The organism is Actinophytocola sp., assembly GCF_050699935.1.
Taxonomy (GTDB): Bacteria; Actinomycetota; Actinomycetes; order Mycobacteriales; family Pseudonocardiaceae; genus Actinophytocola.
In genome coordinates this window covers 1-13,483 of sequence record NZ_JBOHGB010000182.1, presented here as the reverse complement: position 1 = coordinate 13,483, position 13,483 = coordinate 1, and the positions used below count along the sequence as shown (strand labels likewise).

At 71.3% G+C, this 13,483-nt stretch carries 11 protein-coding genes and 3 pseudogenes; 3 read left to right on the top strand and 11 right to left on the bottom strand.

The window, feature by feature from the left end:
• Window positions 1-57 precede the first annotated feature (57 nt).
• Window positions 58-261: pseudogene (locus tag ACRDTB_RS33955) on the top strand (Scr1 family TA system antitoxin-like transcriptional regulator); the annotation flags it as partial.
• 80 nt (window positions 262-341) lie between these two features.
• Window positions 342-482, top strand: a pseudogene (locus ACRDTB_RS33950) (DUF397 domain-containing protein); the annotation flags it as partial.
• Here the strand turns inward: ACRDTB_RS33950 and ACRDTB_RS33945 are convergent.
• The 6 genes from ACRDTB_RS33945 to guaB form a co-directional block, all read right to left on the bottom strand.
• Window positions 471-2,027 carry an FAD-dependent monooxygenase gene (locus ACRDTB_RS33945; protein ID WP_431436309.1) on the bottom strand — a complete coding sequence of 519 codons (1,557 nt, stop codon included), beginning with the start codon at window positions 2,025-2,027 and terminating at the stop codon, window positions 471-473. The pseudogene ACRDTB_RS33950 and the gene ACRDTB_RS33945 sit on opposite strands and share 12 nt — an antisense overlap.
• A complete protein-coding gene (locus ACRDTB_RS33940; RefSeq protein ID WP_431436308.1) occupies window positions 2,027-2,986 on the bottom strand; it encodes an MBL fold metallo-hydrolase in 960 nt (319 codons plus the stop codon). The genes ACRDTB_RS33945 and ACRDTB_RS33940 overlap by 1 nt, the downstream gene beginning before the upstream one ends.
• A 103-nt stretch (window positions 2,987-3,089) precedes the next feature.
• Window positions 3,090-4,772: an FAD-dependent oxidoreductase gene (locus ACRDTB_RS33935; RefSeq protein WP_431436307.1), complete on the bottom strand. Its 1,683-nt coding sequence runs from the start codon at window positions 4,770-4,772 to the stop codon at window positions 3,090-3,092.
• Between the two features lie 33 nt (window positions 4,773-4,805).
• Entirely contained in the window at window positions 4,806-6,335 is a 1,530-nt protein-coding gene (locus ACRDTB_RS33930; RefSeq protein ID WP_431436306.1) for a GNAT family N-acetyltransferase, read from the bottom strand.
• Window positions 6,336-6,616: 281 nt separating this feature from the next.
• Window positions 6,617-7,750: a GuaB3 family IMP dehydrogenase-related protein gene (locus ACRDTB_RS33925; protein ID WP_431436305.1), complete on the bottom strand. Its 1,134-nt coding sequence runs from the start codon at window positions 7,748-7,750 to the stop codon at window positions 6,617-6,619.
• A gap of 34 nt (window positions 7,751-7,784) precedes the next feature.
• Entirely contained in the window at window positions 7,785-9,287 is a 1,503-nt protein-coding gene (gene guaB / locus ACRDTB_RS33920) for an IMP dehydrogenase (RefSeq protein WP_431436304.1), read from the bottom strand.
• 101 nt (window positions 9,288-9,388) lie between these two features.
• Here guaB and ACRDTB_RS33915 point away from each other — a divergent pair, with 101 nt between their 5' ends.
• Window positions 9,389-9,778, top strand: coding sequence for a DUF5319 domain-containing protein (locus ACRDTB_RS33915; RefSeq protein WP_431436311.1), 390 nt, complete (start codon window positions 9,389-9,391; stop codon window positions 9,776-9,778).
• Window positions 9,779-10,289: 511 nt separating this feature from the next.
• Here the strand turns inward: ACRDTB_RS33915 and ACRDTB_RS33910 are convergent.
• From ACRDTB_RS33910 to ACRDTB_RS33890, 5 genes and pseudogenes are all read right to left on the bottom strand, one after another.
• On the bottom strand, window positions 10,290-10,469 hold the full coding sequence (locus ACRDTB_RS33910) for a hypothetical protein (protein WP_431436303.1): 180 nt from the start codon (window positions 10,467-10,469) through the stop codon (window positions 10,290-10,292).
• Between the two features lie 22 nt (window positions 10,470-10,491).
• On the bottom strand, window positions 10,492-11,418 hold the full coding sequence (locus ACRDTB_RS33905; protein ID WP_431436302.1) for an anti-sigma-D factor RsdA: 927 nt from the start codon (window positions 11,416-11,418) through the stop codon (window positions 10,492-10,494).
• Window positions 11,419-11,991 (bottom strand): sigma-70 family RNA polymerase sigma factor, encoded by a 573-nt coding sequence (locus tag ACRDTB_RS33900; protein WP_331078254.1) that lies wholly within the window; start codon window positions 11,989-11,991, stop codon window positions 11,419-11,421.
• A gap of 303 nt (window positions 11,992-12,294) precedes the next feature.
• Window positions 12,295-12,891: a response regulator transcription factor gene (locus ACRDTB_RS33895; RefSeq protein ID WP_075138006.1), complete on the bottom strand. Its 597-nt coding sequence runs from the start codon at window positions 12,889-12,891 to the stop codon at window positions 12,295-12,297.
• Between the two features lie 121 nt (window positions 12,892-13,012).
• Window positions 13,013-13,483, bottom strand: a pseudogene (locus ACRDTB_RS33890) (hypothetical protein); the annotation flags it as partial.

The following is a 13,483-nucleotide window of genomic DNA, read 5'->3' as shown; positions in this document are numbered from 1 at the left end:
ACATGGGCAGATCGGCGACAGGGTACAAAGTGGGCCGGGCCTCTGCTGGTCGTGATCATGATGTGGTGTCAAGATCATCTAGCAGAGGCCCGACCTATGCCCAACACCGGGATCAAGGACAGGCTCTCAGAGTTGAACCCCGTGGTCTATGTCGAGAACCTGAACTCGACGGCCTTCTTGGAGCAGAAGGAAACCGTGGATGGGTACCGGCGTATCGTGGCTGACCTGGACAGGGTTGCGCTGGACGAGGGACGATCCCGCGCATGGCTTGCCAGTGTGGCAAGCGCCCTTGGGCAGCCACGGGAGGAGCACGATGAGCAAGCCCCGCCCGGAGTTCTTTCTCAGCTGACACCAACTGCGTCGAGTTGGCGTGGTCCGCTGTGCGTGACTCGAAGAACCTCCCCGGCCCCACCCTGCGGTTCGAGTCGTTCGCCCCGTTCATCGCGGCCGCGAAGTCCGGCCAGCTCGACCTACCCCGCTGAGCCCCACCCGGTCGCCCGCCGCAGCGCCTCGGTGACCAGCGGCCCGATCGGCGCGGCCTCGGGCTCGGTGACGATCGCGGCGATGTGCCCGTCCGGCCGGAGGATCACCAGCGAGCGCGGTCGCAGCCGCAGCGCCTTCACGAGGAAGTCGTCCTCCTCCTGGTCGAGTGGAACGGGCTGCCTGGTGAGCGCCCGCTCCCAGGCGTCGGCCGGCCGCCACGGGCACCAGTGCGTCAGCACGACGAACCCCGGACCGACGAGCTCACGCACCCGCATGCCCCAGTCGAGCCGCGCGTCCGGGCACAGCACACCCGGGACCGGCGGCCGCGCGACTCCCGGCTCGGCGGGCGTGCGTACGAACGGGTCGGCGGTGGTCAGCGGCGAGTCGGTGTACCAGTAGGGCTCGGCGAGCTTGCCGGAGTCGATCTCCTTGCGCGCCTCGGGATCGTCGACCGAGCGGCTGAGCACGTCGACGCGGTGCGCCCGCTCCTTGTCGTTCTGCGGCACGAGGAAGCGCATGGTGTCGCCCGTGACCCGCAGGTTCTCGGCGGCCGCGGCACCGCGCTCGATGTCGTAGGACTCCAGCAGGCCCGGCCCGGCTCGACCGGCGCGGTCGAGGGCGATCTTCCAGGCGACGTTGTCGGCGTCGCAGATGCCGGAGTTGAGCCCGCGGGCGCCGAACGGGCTCATCGCGTGCGCGGCGTCCCCGGCGAGCAGCGCGCGGCCGACCCGCATCCGGGGCACCCGCCGCTGGTGGAAGCGGTACACGGACAGCCAGACGATGTCGTAGTCCTTGTCACCGACGACCGCGCGGATGCGCTTGTCGAGGCCGCCGCTGTCCCGCTCGGCGGCGAGGTCGAAGTCGTCCGGCACCTGCCAGTCGATCCGCCACACGCCGCCCGGCTGCGGGTGCAGCAGGACCTGCCGGCCGGGATTCCATTCCGGGTCGAAGAAGAACCGCCGCTCCGGCACGGAGAAGCCCAGCTCCGCGCGAACATCGGCGATCAGGAACTTGTCCGGAAAGGACACTCCCTCGAACGGCAGCCCGAGCAGCGACCGGGTGGCCGACCGGGCGCCGTCGGCGGCGATCAGGTGCGTTCCGCGAACCGTTCCCTTCGGGGTGGTCACGGTGACCCCGTCGGCGTCCTGCTCGACCCCGGTGACCTCGTGGTCCCACCGCAGGTCGGCGAGCGGCTCCTCGTACACCCGCTGCTCCAGCAGAAGCTCCATGACGGACTGCGGGGTGTTGACGAACGGCGGGAACGCGGAGTCGCCGACCTCGGGGAAGGTGATCTCCAGGACCTGGTGCTCGCGGTAGTAGGTGCGCCCGCGGATCCAGGTGACGCCCATGTCCGCGACCTGGGCGCCGAGCCCGACCCGCTCCAGGATGTCGAGCACGTCGCGCTGCACGCAGATGGACCGGCTGCCTTCCGCGGTCCGCTCGGTCTGCGCCTCCAGCAGCACCGACGGCACGCCGTGGCGGGCGAGCAGGAGCGCGGCGGTCATCCCGACGGGCCCCGCCCCGGCGATCAGGACCGGATCCATCACTCCCCCCGCAGCGCGGCCCAGACCTCGCGATCGCGCGCGGCGGTCCAGATCCGCGGCCAGTCGATGCCGTCGAGCTCGTCCCAGTACCGCTGGACGTTGAACGGCAGGCAGTGCTCGAAGATCGGCCAGCCGCCGAACTCCGGCGCGAGCGCCTCGTGCGCCGCGTGGAACGCCGCCGCGAGCGACCCGCGCCGGGCGTGCACGTCACCGACGGTCCGCCGCAGCTCGTCGAGGAAGTGCCGGCTCTGCGTGATGGCCGCCCGCACGGCGTCCGCACCCCGCACGACCGGCCCCCGCCCACCGACGAGCGCGTCGGCGTCCAACTCGGCCACGCGGTCCAAAGTGGAGGATGCCCAGTCGTCGTGGAAGGCGTCCCCGGTGTAGAGCGCGGCCCGCGCCTCGACGAGGTCGCCGGCGAAGAGGACCCGCTCGCGCGGGAGCCAGGCCACGATGTCGCCCGCGGTGTGCCCGCGCCCGCAGTACTGGAGGACCAGCTCGCGCTCGCCGCCGAGCGGGATGACCATCCGGTCGGTGAAGGTCAGCGTGGGCCAGGTCAGCCCCGGGATCGAGTCGGGCTCCTCGAACAGCCGCGGCATCCGCCCGAACTCCGACTCCCAGTCCTGCTTGCCCCGCTCGGCGATCAGCCGCCGCGTCTGCTCGTGCGTGATGATCTCGTGCGCGTCGAACGCGCTGGCCCCGAGGACCCGGACCGCGTGGTAGTGGCTGAGCACGAGGTAGCGGACGGGCTTCTCGGTCCGCTCCCGCAGCCTGGCCAGCCACCTGCGGGCCGCGACGGGCGTGGCTCTGGCCTCGAAGCAGACGAGGAAGTCATCCGCCTCGATGGCCCCGACGTTGGGATCGCCCTCGGCGGTGAACGCGTAGACCCCGGGCGCCAGCTCGACGAAGGTCTCCGCCTTGGCCTCGAGGTCCCCTCTGGACGCGAACGCTTTACCCACACCGCCTACCCTGCCACGCCCACAGCCCGGCCACACCCGCCCCGAGCCGGGCGGCCGCGAGCGTGCCGGACTGCCAGGAAGGACGCCTTCCAGACGTCGAACGTCAGCAAGGCGTCCTTCCTGGCTTCTCCAACGCGGCTGGAGCGCCCGCCGGAACCGCCGGCTGAGACGGGGCCACCGGGGTGCCGCGCTCGTACGAGGCGCCCGGCGCGGGCCGGGGGTCGAGCTCACCCTTGTTGGGCCACAACGAGAAGGCGCGCTCGGCCTGCGCGGTGATCGTCAGTGACGGGTTCACGCCGAGGTTCGCCGAGATGGCCGCACCGTCCACAACCGACAGACCGGGGTAGCCGAACACGCGGTGGTACGGGTCGATGACGCCCTCGGACGGCGACAGACCGATCGGGCAGCCGCCGATGAAGTGCGCGGTCAGCGGGATGTTGAACACCTCGCCCCACGTCCCGCCGGCCATCCCGCCGATGTGCTTGGCCGCGAGCTGGTTCGCGTCGTAGCCGGCCTGGATGAACGTCGGGTTCGGCTCGCCGTGGCCCTGCCGGGACGTGTGGCGGCGACGGCCGAACAGGCCCCGGCGCGTGTACGTCGTGATCGAGTTGTCCAGGCTCTGCATGACGAGCAGGATCACGGTCCGCTCGCTCCACCGGCGCACCTTCAGCATCTGGCCCGCCCGCACCGGGTGGCGAACCAGGAACCGCAACGCCTGCAGCCACCTCGGCACCGACGACGCGCCGTCCGTCGCGATCGTCTGGAGCAGGCCCATCGCGTTCGAGCCGCGGCCGTAGCGGACCGGCTCGATGTGGGTGATCTCGTCCGGATGGATCGACGACGTGATCGCCACGCCCCGGCTGAAGTCGCGCTCCGGGTCGACGGACGTCCGCGCCGCCCCGATGATCGACTCGGAGTTCGTCCGGGTCAGCTCGCCCAGCCGCGGCGAGAGATCGGGCAGCTCACCCGCGTCCCGCATGGCGTGCAACAGCCGCTGCGTCCCCCACGTCCCGGCCGCGAGGACGACCTGCGACGCGGAGATCGTGGCCCGGGCGCGTCCGCCGGTGCGCCGCAGCTCGACGTCGAAACCACCGGCGGCACGGGGCCGGACGGCCGTCACGGTGGTCAGCGGCAGGACCTTCGCGCCCGCCTCCTCGGCCAGGTACAGGTAGTTCTTCACGAGCGTGTTCTTCGCGCCGACCCGGCACCCGGTCATGCACGAGCCGCACTCCGTGCAGCCGGTCCGTACGGGCCCGGCGCCGCCGAAGTACGGGTCCGGCACGGTCTCGCCCGGCCTGCCGAAGTACACGCCGACCGGCGTCGGGCGATAGGTCTGCGGCACACCGAGGTCGGCGGCGACCTTCTGCATCACCTCGTCCGACGGCGTGACCGTCGGGTTCGGCACCACGCCGAACATCCTCGACGCCTGGTCGTAGTGCGGCGCGAGCTCGGCCTCCCAGTCGGTGATGTGCGCCCACTGCCGGTCGGTGTAGAAGGGCTTCAGCGGCCGGTACAACGTGTTCGCGTACACCAGTGATCCGCCGCCGACGCCCGAGCCGGCGAGGATCATGACGTCCTTGAGCAGGTGGATCCGCTGGATGCCGTAGCAGCCCAGGAACGGCGCCCACAGGTACTTGCGCAGGTCCCACGACGTCTTGGCGAACTCGTCGTCGGCGAAGCGCCGGCCGGCCTCGATCACCGCGACCCGGTAGCCCTTCTCGGTCAACCGCAGCGCCGCGACGCTGCCGCCGAAGCCAGAGCCGACAACCACGACGTCGTAGTCCATGCACCGACGCTAGTTGACCCGGGCAGCCTTTAGCTACTGATCGGTACGGAGTCGCCCGTAGACCACCACATCCATCCGTCGGCCGCCCCGTAGCTGCGCGCCGCGGATCGTGCCGTCCTCGGTGAAACCGGCCCTGACCAGTGCCCGCCGCTCGGCGACGTTGTCCGTGCCGGTGGCAGCCTCGACCCGGTCCGGCTCGGTGGTGGCGAACAGGTGGTCGGCGAGCAGCCGCTGCGCGATGCTGCCCACGCCGCGACCGCGGGCCTCGGGGAGCAGCGCGATCCCGATGTTCCAGGCCGCGCAGCCGACCGTCCCGCCGTAGCCGACGACATGCCACGTGACGATGCCGAGCAGGCGGCCGCCGCCGGCCTCGACGACGGCGGCGCGGTGCACGATCGGCGCGGGCCAGGTCCGCGGCCGGTCGTCGGGGTCGAGCTGGAACCGGCCGTCGTCGGCGTCGATCACCTGCTTGCCGTCGCCGGGCCACGCCTCCGCGAGCGCCACCCCGTCGCACTCGGCGAACTTCCGCCGCTCCTCGTCGGTGGTCACCAGGTCGGCGCGGAGGAGTCCATAGTGGACCAGATCCCGCCGCGCACCGCCACGCAGCTGGGCGCCGCGCAGCAGGCCCTCGCGCCGGAAACCGGCCTTCTCCAACGCTTTCTGCTCGGCGACGTTCGCGACATCGGTGCCGGCCTCGATCCGGTCAACCTCGGTGACGGCGAACAGATGCTCCACCAGCAACCGCTGCGCGAGCGCGCCAACCCCGCGTCCCCGCGCCGCGGGCACGAGACCGATCCCGATGTTCCATGCCTGGCAGCCGAGCGTGCCACCGTAGTCGACCGCGTGCCAGCTGACGCCGCCGAGCAACTCGCCGCCGCCCGCGTCGAGGACGCTGAGCAGAAAGCTGTGCGACGGCCCGGCGACAGCGGGCCGGTCATCGCGATCGACCTCGAAGCCGCCGTTGGCCTCGGCGAAGAACCGCTCCCGCTCGCCGGGCACCGGTTGTGCCAGCCCGACCCCGTCGCGCTCGATGACGATGTCGCGCGGGGCGCCCTTCGGCGGTGCGGCCAAATCCGCGCGCAACAGGCCGAACTGGACCATGTCGCGCCGTTTGCCGTCGCGCTGCTGCGCGCCACGCAGCTTGCCCTCCGCCTGGAACCCGGCCTTGGCCAGCGTCCAGTGCGCGGCCGTGTTGTCCACGGCGGTCTCCGCCTGGAGCCGGTCGACCTCGGTGGTGGCGAACAGGTGCTGGATCAGCAGCCGGGTCGCCCGCACGCCCGTGCCCTTTCCGCGCGCGGCCGGCAGCAGGCCGATGCCCAGGTTCCACGCCGAGTTGGCGAACGACCGTCCGTACCCGGTGGCGTGCCAGCTCACCGACCCCACCAGCTCGCCGTCGCGCACCACGCCCAGCCGGTGCACGTCCGGAACGTACAGCGCCGGCCGCTCGTCCTCGTCGGGGTCGAACGCGCCGTCGTCGAACTCCCGCAGCCGCTCCTGGTCGCCTTCGGCCAACTCGACCAGTGCCAAGTCGCCGGACTCGGCCACCACCTCACGCTCGATCACGGTGCCCGCCTGGTTCTCTCGCTAACCCGCCCCCACTATGCCCGCCCGACGCCCCGCCACCCCGCCGCACGCGACAACCCCCGCGCGCACGCGCGCGTGTGTCACCAGACCGACGAAAGCCCCACCCGATCCCGGGGGGCCACCCACGGCCAGTCTATCGGTACCCGCCGACGGGAACGGCGATGTCGATCTTGCCTGTGGACAGCTCCGCGCACTGTGGACAGATCAGCCGGGGCCTGGTCAGCGGCACAAGTGGGCCCACCTGGACCAGGCACACCCGGTCACACGCGCACGGTGAGGCCGACCTTCTGGAACTCCTTCAAGTCGGAGTAACCGGTCTTCGCCATCGCGCGGCGCAGCGCGCCGAACAGGTTGATCATGCCCTCGGCGTCGGAGGACGGGCCGAACAGCAGCGTTCGCAGGTCGACGAACTCATCCTCGGCGGCGACCGGGGCGACGCGGCTGCGCGGTAGCGAAGGGTGCGCCGCCGCGGCCGTCCAGTACAGGCCCTGGCCCGGCGCCTCGGTGGTCATGGCGAGCGGCGCGCCAAGCATCACCGCGTCCGCCCCGCACGCGATCGACTTCGCGATGTCGCCGCTGCACTCGGCGCCGCCGTCGGCGATCACGTGCACGTACCGGCCGCCGGTCTCGTCGAGGTAGTCCCGCCGCGCGGCGGCCGCGTCGATGATCGCCGTGGCCATGGGCACGCCGATGCCGAGCACGTTGTCCGTCGTGGTCACCGGGCCTGAGCCGTACCCGACGACCACGCCCGCCGCGCCGGTGCGCATGAGGTGCATGGCGGTGCGGTAGTCGTGCACGCCGCCCGCGATCACCGGCACGTCGAGCTCCGCGATGAAGCTCTTGAGGTTCAACGGCTCGCCGCCCTTGGACACGTGCTCGGCGGAGACGATCGTGCCCTGCACGACCAGGATCTCCACACCCGCGGCGAGCAGATCCGGGGTCAGCTCGGCCGCCCGCTGCGGGCTGACCCGCGCGGCCGCGGTCACGCCGGCGCCGGTGATCTTCTTAATCGCCTCGGCGATCAGCTCCGGGCGGATCGGCGCGGCGTGCAACTCCTGCAGCACCCGCGTCAACGCGGTGAAGTCCGCGTCGCCGACGGCCTGCTGGACCTTGGCGAGCGCGTCCGCGACGTTCGGGTGCCGCGCCCACAGGCCCTCCGCGTTGAGCACGCCCAAACCGCCGAGCCCGCCGACCGCGACCGCCGTGGCCGGCGAGACCACCGCGTCGGTCGGGTGGGTCACGAGCGGGATGTCGAAGCGGTACGCGTCGATCTGCCACGCGGTGGACACGTCCTGGGAGGAACGCGTCCGGCGCGACGGGACGATGTGCACCTCGTCCAACCCGAACGCGCGGCGGGCCGTGCGGCCCATGCCGATCTCGACAACATCCGGCACTGGGATGTCCTTCCTCACCTACGCCGCGCCAGCGTCAGCGCGACGTGTAGTTGGGCGCCTCGACGGTCATCGTCACGTCGTGCGGGTGGCTCTCCTTGAGCCCGGCCGCGGTGATCCGCACGAGCTGCGCGCTCTGCAGCTCGGGAATCGTCCGCGAACCCGTGTAGCCCATGCCCGACCGCAGACCGCCGACCAGCTGGTGGACGACCTGGGACAGCGGGCCGCGGAAGGGGATCCGGCCCTCCACGCCCTCCGGCACGAGCTTGTCCTCGGACAGGACGTCGTCCTGGAAGTAGCGGTCCTTCGAGTACGATCTGCCCTCGCCGCGGGACTGCATGGCGGCGAGCGAGCCCATGCCGCGGTAGGTCTTGAACTGCTTGCCACTGACCAGGATCACGTCGCCGGGCGCCTCGGCCGTGCCGGCGAGCAGGCTGCCGAGCATGACCGCGGACGCGCCCGCCGCGATGGCCTTCGCGATGTCGCCGGAGTACTGGATGCCGCCGTCGCCGATGACCGGCACGCCGGCCGGGCGGCAGGCCAGATCCGCCTGGTAGATCGCGGTGATCTGCGGTACGCCGACCCCGGCCACGACCCGGGTCGTGCAGATGGAGCCGGGGCCGACGCCGACCTTGACGCCGTCCGCGCCGGCCTCGACCAGCGCCTGCGCGCCGGCCCGGGTGGCCACGTTGCCGCCGACGATGTCCACGACGTCGCCGAGCTCCTTCTTGAGGCTCGCGACCATCTCGGTCACGCCGCGGGAGTGGCCGTGGGCGGTGTCGACCATGAGCACGTCGACGCCGGCGTCGACCAGGGTCATCGCGCGCTTGTACGCGTCGTCGCCGACGCCGACCGCCGCGCCGCAGATCAGCCGGCCGTCGGGGTCCTTGGTGGCGTTGGGGTACTGCTCGGTCTTGACGAAGTCCTTGACGGTGATCAGCCCGCGCAGCTTGCCGGCGCCGTCGATGATCGGCAGCTTCTCGACCTTGTGCCGGCGCAGCAGCCCGAGCGCAGCGTCCGCGCTCACACCGACCTGGGCGGTCACCAGCGGGCCCTTGGTCATGACCTCGCTGACCTGCTTGGTGTGGTCGACCTCGAATCGCATGTCGCGGTTGGTGATGATGCCGACCAGGGTGCCCTCGGCGTCGGTGACCGGGACGCCGGAGATGCGGTAGCGGGCACAGAGCGCGTCGACCTCGGCGAGCGTGTCGCTGGGCAGGCACGTGATCGGGTCGGTGACCATGCCGGCCTCGGAGCGCTTGACGGTCTCGGCCTGCCGAGCGTGCTCCTCGATGGGCAGGTTGCGCTGCAGGATGCCGATGCCACCCTGCCGGGCCATGGCGATCGCCATGCGCGCCTCGGTGACGGTGTCCATGGCGGCACTGACCAGCGGGATCCGGAGCGTGACGTTTCGGGTCAGCCGGGTGCTGGTGTCCACCTCGCTCGGCACGACGTCGGACTCCGACGGCTGGAGCAGCACGTCGTCGAACGTCAGGCCGAGCGTGGCGAACTTGGCCGGGACTCCCTCAGGGGTGGACATGTGCGCCTTCCGTTTGTGCAGGTTGGACACCGATATCCCATGGTATCTGGACTGCTTGTGGGGTCGGCCCGGTACCGTGCGAGGTCGTGAGGGAAGACGCGATGCCTCCGGACCCGTTCGACGGCGATCCGAACGATCCCGCCCGGGCGCTCGACGGCCCCGATGAGCCCGGTGAGGAGCCCGTCAGCGCGCAGGAGCGCGCCGAGCTGCTCGCGGACCTGCGGGACCTCGGCGTGTACCAGGCCCTGCTCGAACAGCGCGCCGTGCGAGGCGTGGTGGTGGACTGCGCCGAGTGTCAGGAGCCGCACTACCACGACTGGGCGCTGCTGCGGGCATCGCTGGAGCAGTTGCTCAACGACGGCCGGATGCGCCCCCACGAACCGGCGTTCGACCCGAACCCGGCGGCGTACGTGTCGTGGGAGTACTGCCGCGGCTTCACCGACGGCATCACGGCGACCGCCAAGCGAGCGCTGACACCGCAGCAGAACTAGCTGGCTGTAGGTCGTGTCACGGGTGTCGGTCGGCATGCCACCTCGACGAGCCCGATGCGCGGTCCAACCAGCCAACTCGACGAGCACCGCCTCCCGCGCCGACGCTGGTTTCCCTTGCCGGCCAACAGCAACTCGGTCATCGCTTCCAGATCGATCGCGTCGGTCTTGACCCGCCGCCGGCCCTGCACCCGGCGCTGCTCGGTGACATGCGCCGGGTTCAAACTCCACGGTCTGCCCGCCGGCCGGCGACGCCGAGCGTTCCAGTAAGGGCCGGTGATAGTGACCAGCCGCCTCCACCCCGACCGTCACCACCGCGTCCGGCGAAAGCACCCGCACAACCTGCGCGATGACCGCCCGCAACGCTGAGCCGGTCATCGCGAATTCCCGACGACCCAGCGCCTGACCCGCGTGCTCAGGGACCTCACAGGTCCCTTCTCGCACCCCCGGAGATGTCCACTAGGGAACGACACGCAGATCTATATCAGCGGCCCAAGGCACCCGGGCGGGTGGTTCAGCGGGCCTTATCGGCCGGGGTGCGGACGTGCCAGCCGTCCTCGATCGGGCACCGCTGGGCCACCAGACGGCCGAGGGACTCCTTCACGAGAGCCTGCGCGGCCTCCTCGATCAGCAGCGCACAGCCGCCGCACTCCCCGCAGCGGGGGGCCTGGCTGTACACGTGACCTGCGGTCATGGCGCAAGCCTAGCTCGTGCGCTCAGTCGACCGTCACGCCTGCCATGGTGCCGTCCTGCTCCGGCGGTAGCTCGGCACCCTTCGGCTCGGCGATGGGCTCCTCGCCGGACGGGTCCTCCGGATCGCTCCTGGACTCCTCGGTCGTGCTCGGTGGCGAGGTCGTGCTCGGTGGCGAGGTCGTCTCGTCCGGCGACGTGCTCTCGCTGGTGTCCGGGTTGGTGGGTACCTCGGTCTGGGTGCCGGTGTCACTCCCGCTGCCCGTGCCGGGGTCCGGAGCGGTGGTCGGGTTCGGCAGCGGCGGCTGCGGCGCCTCACCGGACGGGTTGCCCGGGATCTGCGCGAGCAGCTGCGCGTGCTGCTTCTGGAGGTCCTTCTGACCGTCCTCACTGGACACCGTGGGCAGCGCGGCGTGCGCGTCCTCGAGCTTGGACTTGGCCTCGTCGAGGTCGCCGTCGGTCAGCGCGGCCTTGGCCTCGCGCAGGTCCGCCTTGACCTCCTCGGCGGCCTCCACGGAGCGGGCGTGGTCGGCGTAGAGCACCTTGGTCAGCGCCCAGAGCGTGTCACCGGGCTGGGCGTCACGGGCGGCCAGGCCGATGCCGGCGAACGCGATGGCCAGCACGGCGGCCGCGGCGGCGACGGGGACGAGCAGGCGGGGACGCCGCTTGCGGCGCAGTCGCGCGGCGTGGAGGGTCACGGTGGCGAGCTTCTCGTCGACGAGATCGCCGATGGGCTCGGTCTCGACGTCGCGGCGCCACGACAGGAGCAGTGCGCTCAACTGGTCGTCCGGCACGCCGCCCGGGTCGTCGAGGTTCGCCGTGCCGAGGAGATCGAGGTACTCGTCGTCGGCGTGCACGAGCGACAGGTCGTACTCGGAAGGGTCGGCCTCGGTCGGCCGGTCGTCCTGTGGCAGGTCGATGTCCGACTCGCCGTGACCTCTCCGATCACTCATTCAGACCACCTCCTCCGCGGACAACGTCTTCCGTAACCGGGCCAACGCACGGTGCTGCGCGACCCGGACCGCCCCGGGTGTCGAGCCGACCGCCTCCGCGGTCTCCTCGGCAGAGAGTCCCACCACGACTCGCAGCAGCACAATGTCTCGCTGCTTGTCCGGCAGCACATCCAGTAGGTCGTTCATCCGTCGGCTGAGGTCGGCTTGCATGGCGCGCTGCTCCGGGCCGGCATCGGTCTCCGGCTCGTCGGGAACGTCGGCGACCGGCTCGGATCGGTTACGGCCGGCGGCTCGGTGTGCGTCGGCGACCTTGTGCGCGGCGATGCCATACACGAAAGCCAGGAATGGTCGCCCCTGGTCGCGGTAGCTAGGCAATGCCGTGAGCACCGCGAGACACACCTCCTGTGCGACGTCGTCCGCCGAAGCGAACGAACGCTCCTGCCTACCCACTCGCGCGCGGCAGTACCGCACGACTAAGGGCCGGATGGACGCGAGCACCCGGTCAATGGCGCGTGGATCGCCCTCGACGGCAGCACCTACTGATGCGTCCAGTCCGTCCCCCAATGTGGTCATCGCAGCGAGCAGCCTCGGTGTTACGTGCAGGTACGGTCAGTCCAACGTCACAGCCCGTGAGGGTTGTACTGCCCCTCACTCCGTTGTCACACACCGTACCGCGCGGCACAAAGGAGCCACTTTACGCGCAGGTGGGCGACACGGCATGGTGCCTCTCCGTGACCGGCCCTCTACCTGGGGTCCAACGGTTACACGTGAATTTGTCCACACAACACGCTGAACGCCGCCCACCCGCGTGGGGGCGGGCGGCGTCGTCCGGTTCGCGTCTTTCGGGTGTTCTAGGAGCTGGGAGTTTCGAGTTCGTCAGGAGACGAGCCCCCGCCGGAAGCCGTGGGCCACGGCCTGGGCGCGGTCGCGGACGCCGAGCTTGCGGAACAGCCGGCGGGCGTGGGTCTTCACCGTGTCCTCCGACAGGTAGAGCTCGCGCCCGATCTGGCCGTTGCTCTTGCCCATCGCCATGCCGCGGAGCACCTGGAGCTCGCGGTCGGTGAGCTGGACGCCCGGGTCGGACGGCTGGCGCGGCGCGGGCACCGAGGTGCTCGCGAGCGTGTGCGCCAGGGCGGCCACCAACTCGGGGCGCGAGGCGTCCCAGCGGAGGTAGCCACGAGCCCCGCCGGCGATCGCGGCCGCGATGCTGCCGGCGTCGTCCGGGGCACCGAACACGATCACGTTCGCCTGCGGGTTGGCCGACACGAGCCGGCGTGTCGCCTCGACGCCGGTCGGTACCGCGCGCTGGGTTCCGACCAGTACGACATCGACCGGCGCCCGGGAGAACCTGGCGAGCAGCTCGTCACCGTGCGCTACGCAGTCGATGCGACTAACCCCTGGAACCGCGGACATGACACGGGTCAATCCTTCCCGCACGCCGCGGCGGTCGTCGCAAATCAAGACCGTCGTCACGGGGACTCCTTCCTGCAGCCGAGTGACGTACTCCTCCCTATCGGACGCTTCGGGGCGAACCTTGACACGATCTGGTGGTAATTCTTCCGACCAGTTCGCCCAGATGTCCGTACGCGCCCCGTCACCCAGTTGGGCCAGCGAGCCGGGGCACCCACGGGGAGCGCTCGGCGAGCAGACGGCCGACCGGATCAGTCCGACGCAACACGCTCCGTAAAGCTAGCGCGGACCACCGACAGTGTTGGTCCGCTCGGTCCGGCTCCAGGTCGGCCATGATCAGTTCACCCGGCCAGACCAACGACAGCAACCCGAGGTCGCGCGCGTCGTCCACCGCGGGGCCGACGATCTTCGCGGCGTCCGGCCGGCTGCCGCGGGCCATGAGGGCCGCGCCGAGCACGAGGCTCGACTTGATCCGGTGCCGCGCCGAGCCCGACTCGGCGGCGAGCTCCGCGGCGGGCCCGGCGTGGGCGACCGCCTCCCCGGCGCGAGCGGCGCTGAGCTCGATCTCGGCCGAGACCCACCCGTGACGAACCGCCGACCGCCACCCCGCCCGCGGCGCCCGCGCGACGAGCCGGCGCGCCTCGCCCAGCCGTCC

Coding starts and splice junctions, on each gene's coding strand:
- ACRDTB_RS33945 (WP_431436309.1), bottom strand. CDS start 2,027: ATGGATCCGGTCCTGATCGCCGGGGCGGGGCCCGTCGGGATGACCGCC.
- ACRDTB_RS33935 (WP_431436307.1), bottom strand. CDS start 4,772: ATGGACTACGACGTCGTGGTTGTCGGCTCTGGCTTCGGCGGCAGCGTC.
- guaB (WP_431436304.1), bottom strand. CDS start 9,287: ATGTCCACCCCTGAGGGAGTCCCGGCCAAGTTCGCCACGCTCGGCCTG.
- ACRDTB_RS33915 (WP_431436311.1), top strand. CDS start 9,389: ATGCCTCCGGACCCGTTCGACGGCGATCCGAACGATCCCGCCCGGGCG.
- ACRDTB_RS33910 (WP_431436303.1), bottom strand. CDS start 10,469: ATGACCGCAGGTCACGTGTACAGCCAGGCCCCCCGCTGCGGGGAGTGC.
- ACRDTB_RS33905 (WP_431436302.1), bottom strand. CDS start 11,418: ATGAGTGATCGGAGAGGTCACGGCGAGTCGGACATCGACCTGCCACAG.
- ACRDTB_RS33900 (WP_331078254.1), bottom strand. CDS start 11,991: ATGACCACATTGGGGGACGGACTGGACGCATCAGTAGGTGCTGCCGTC.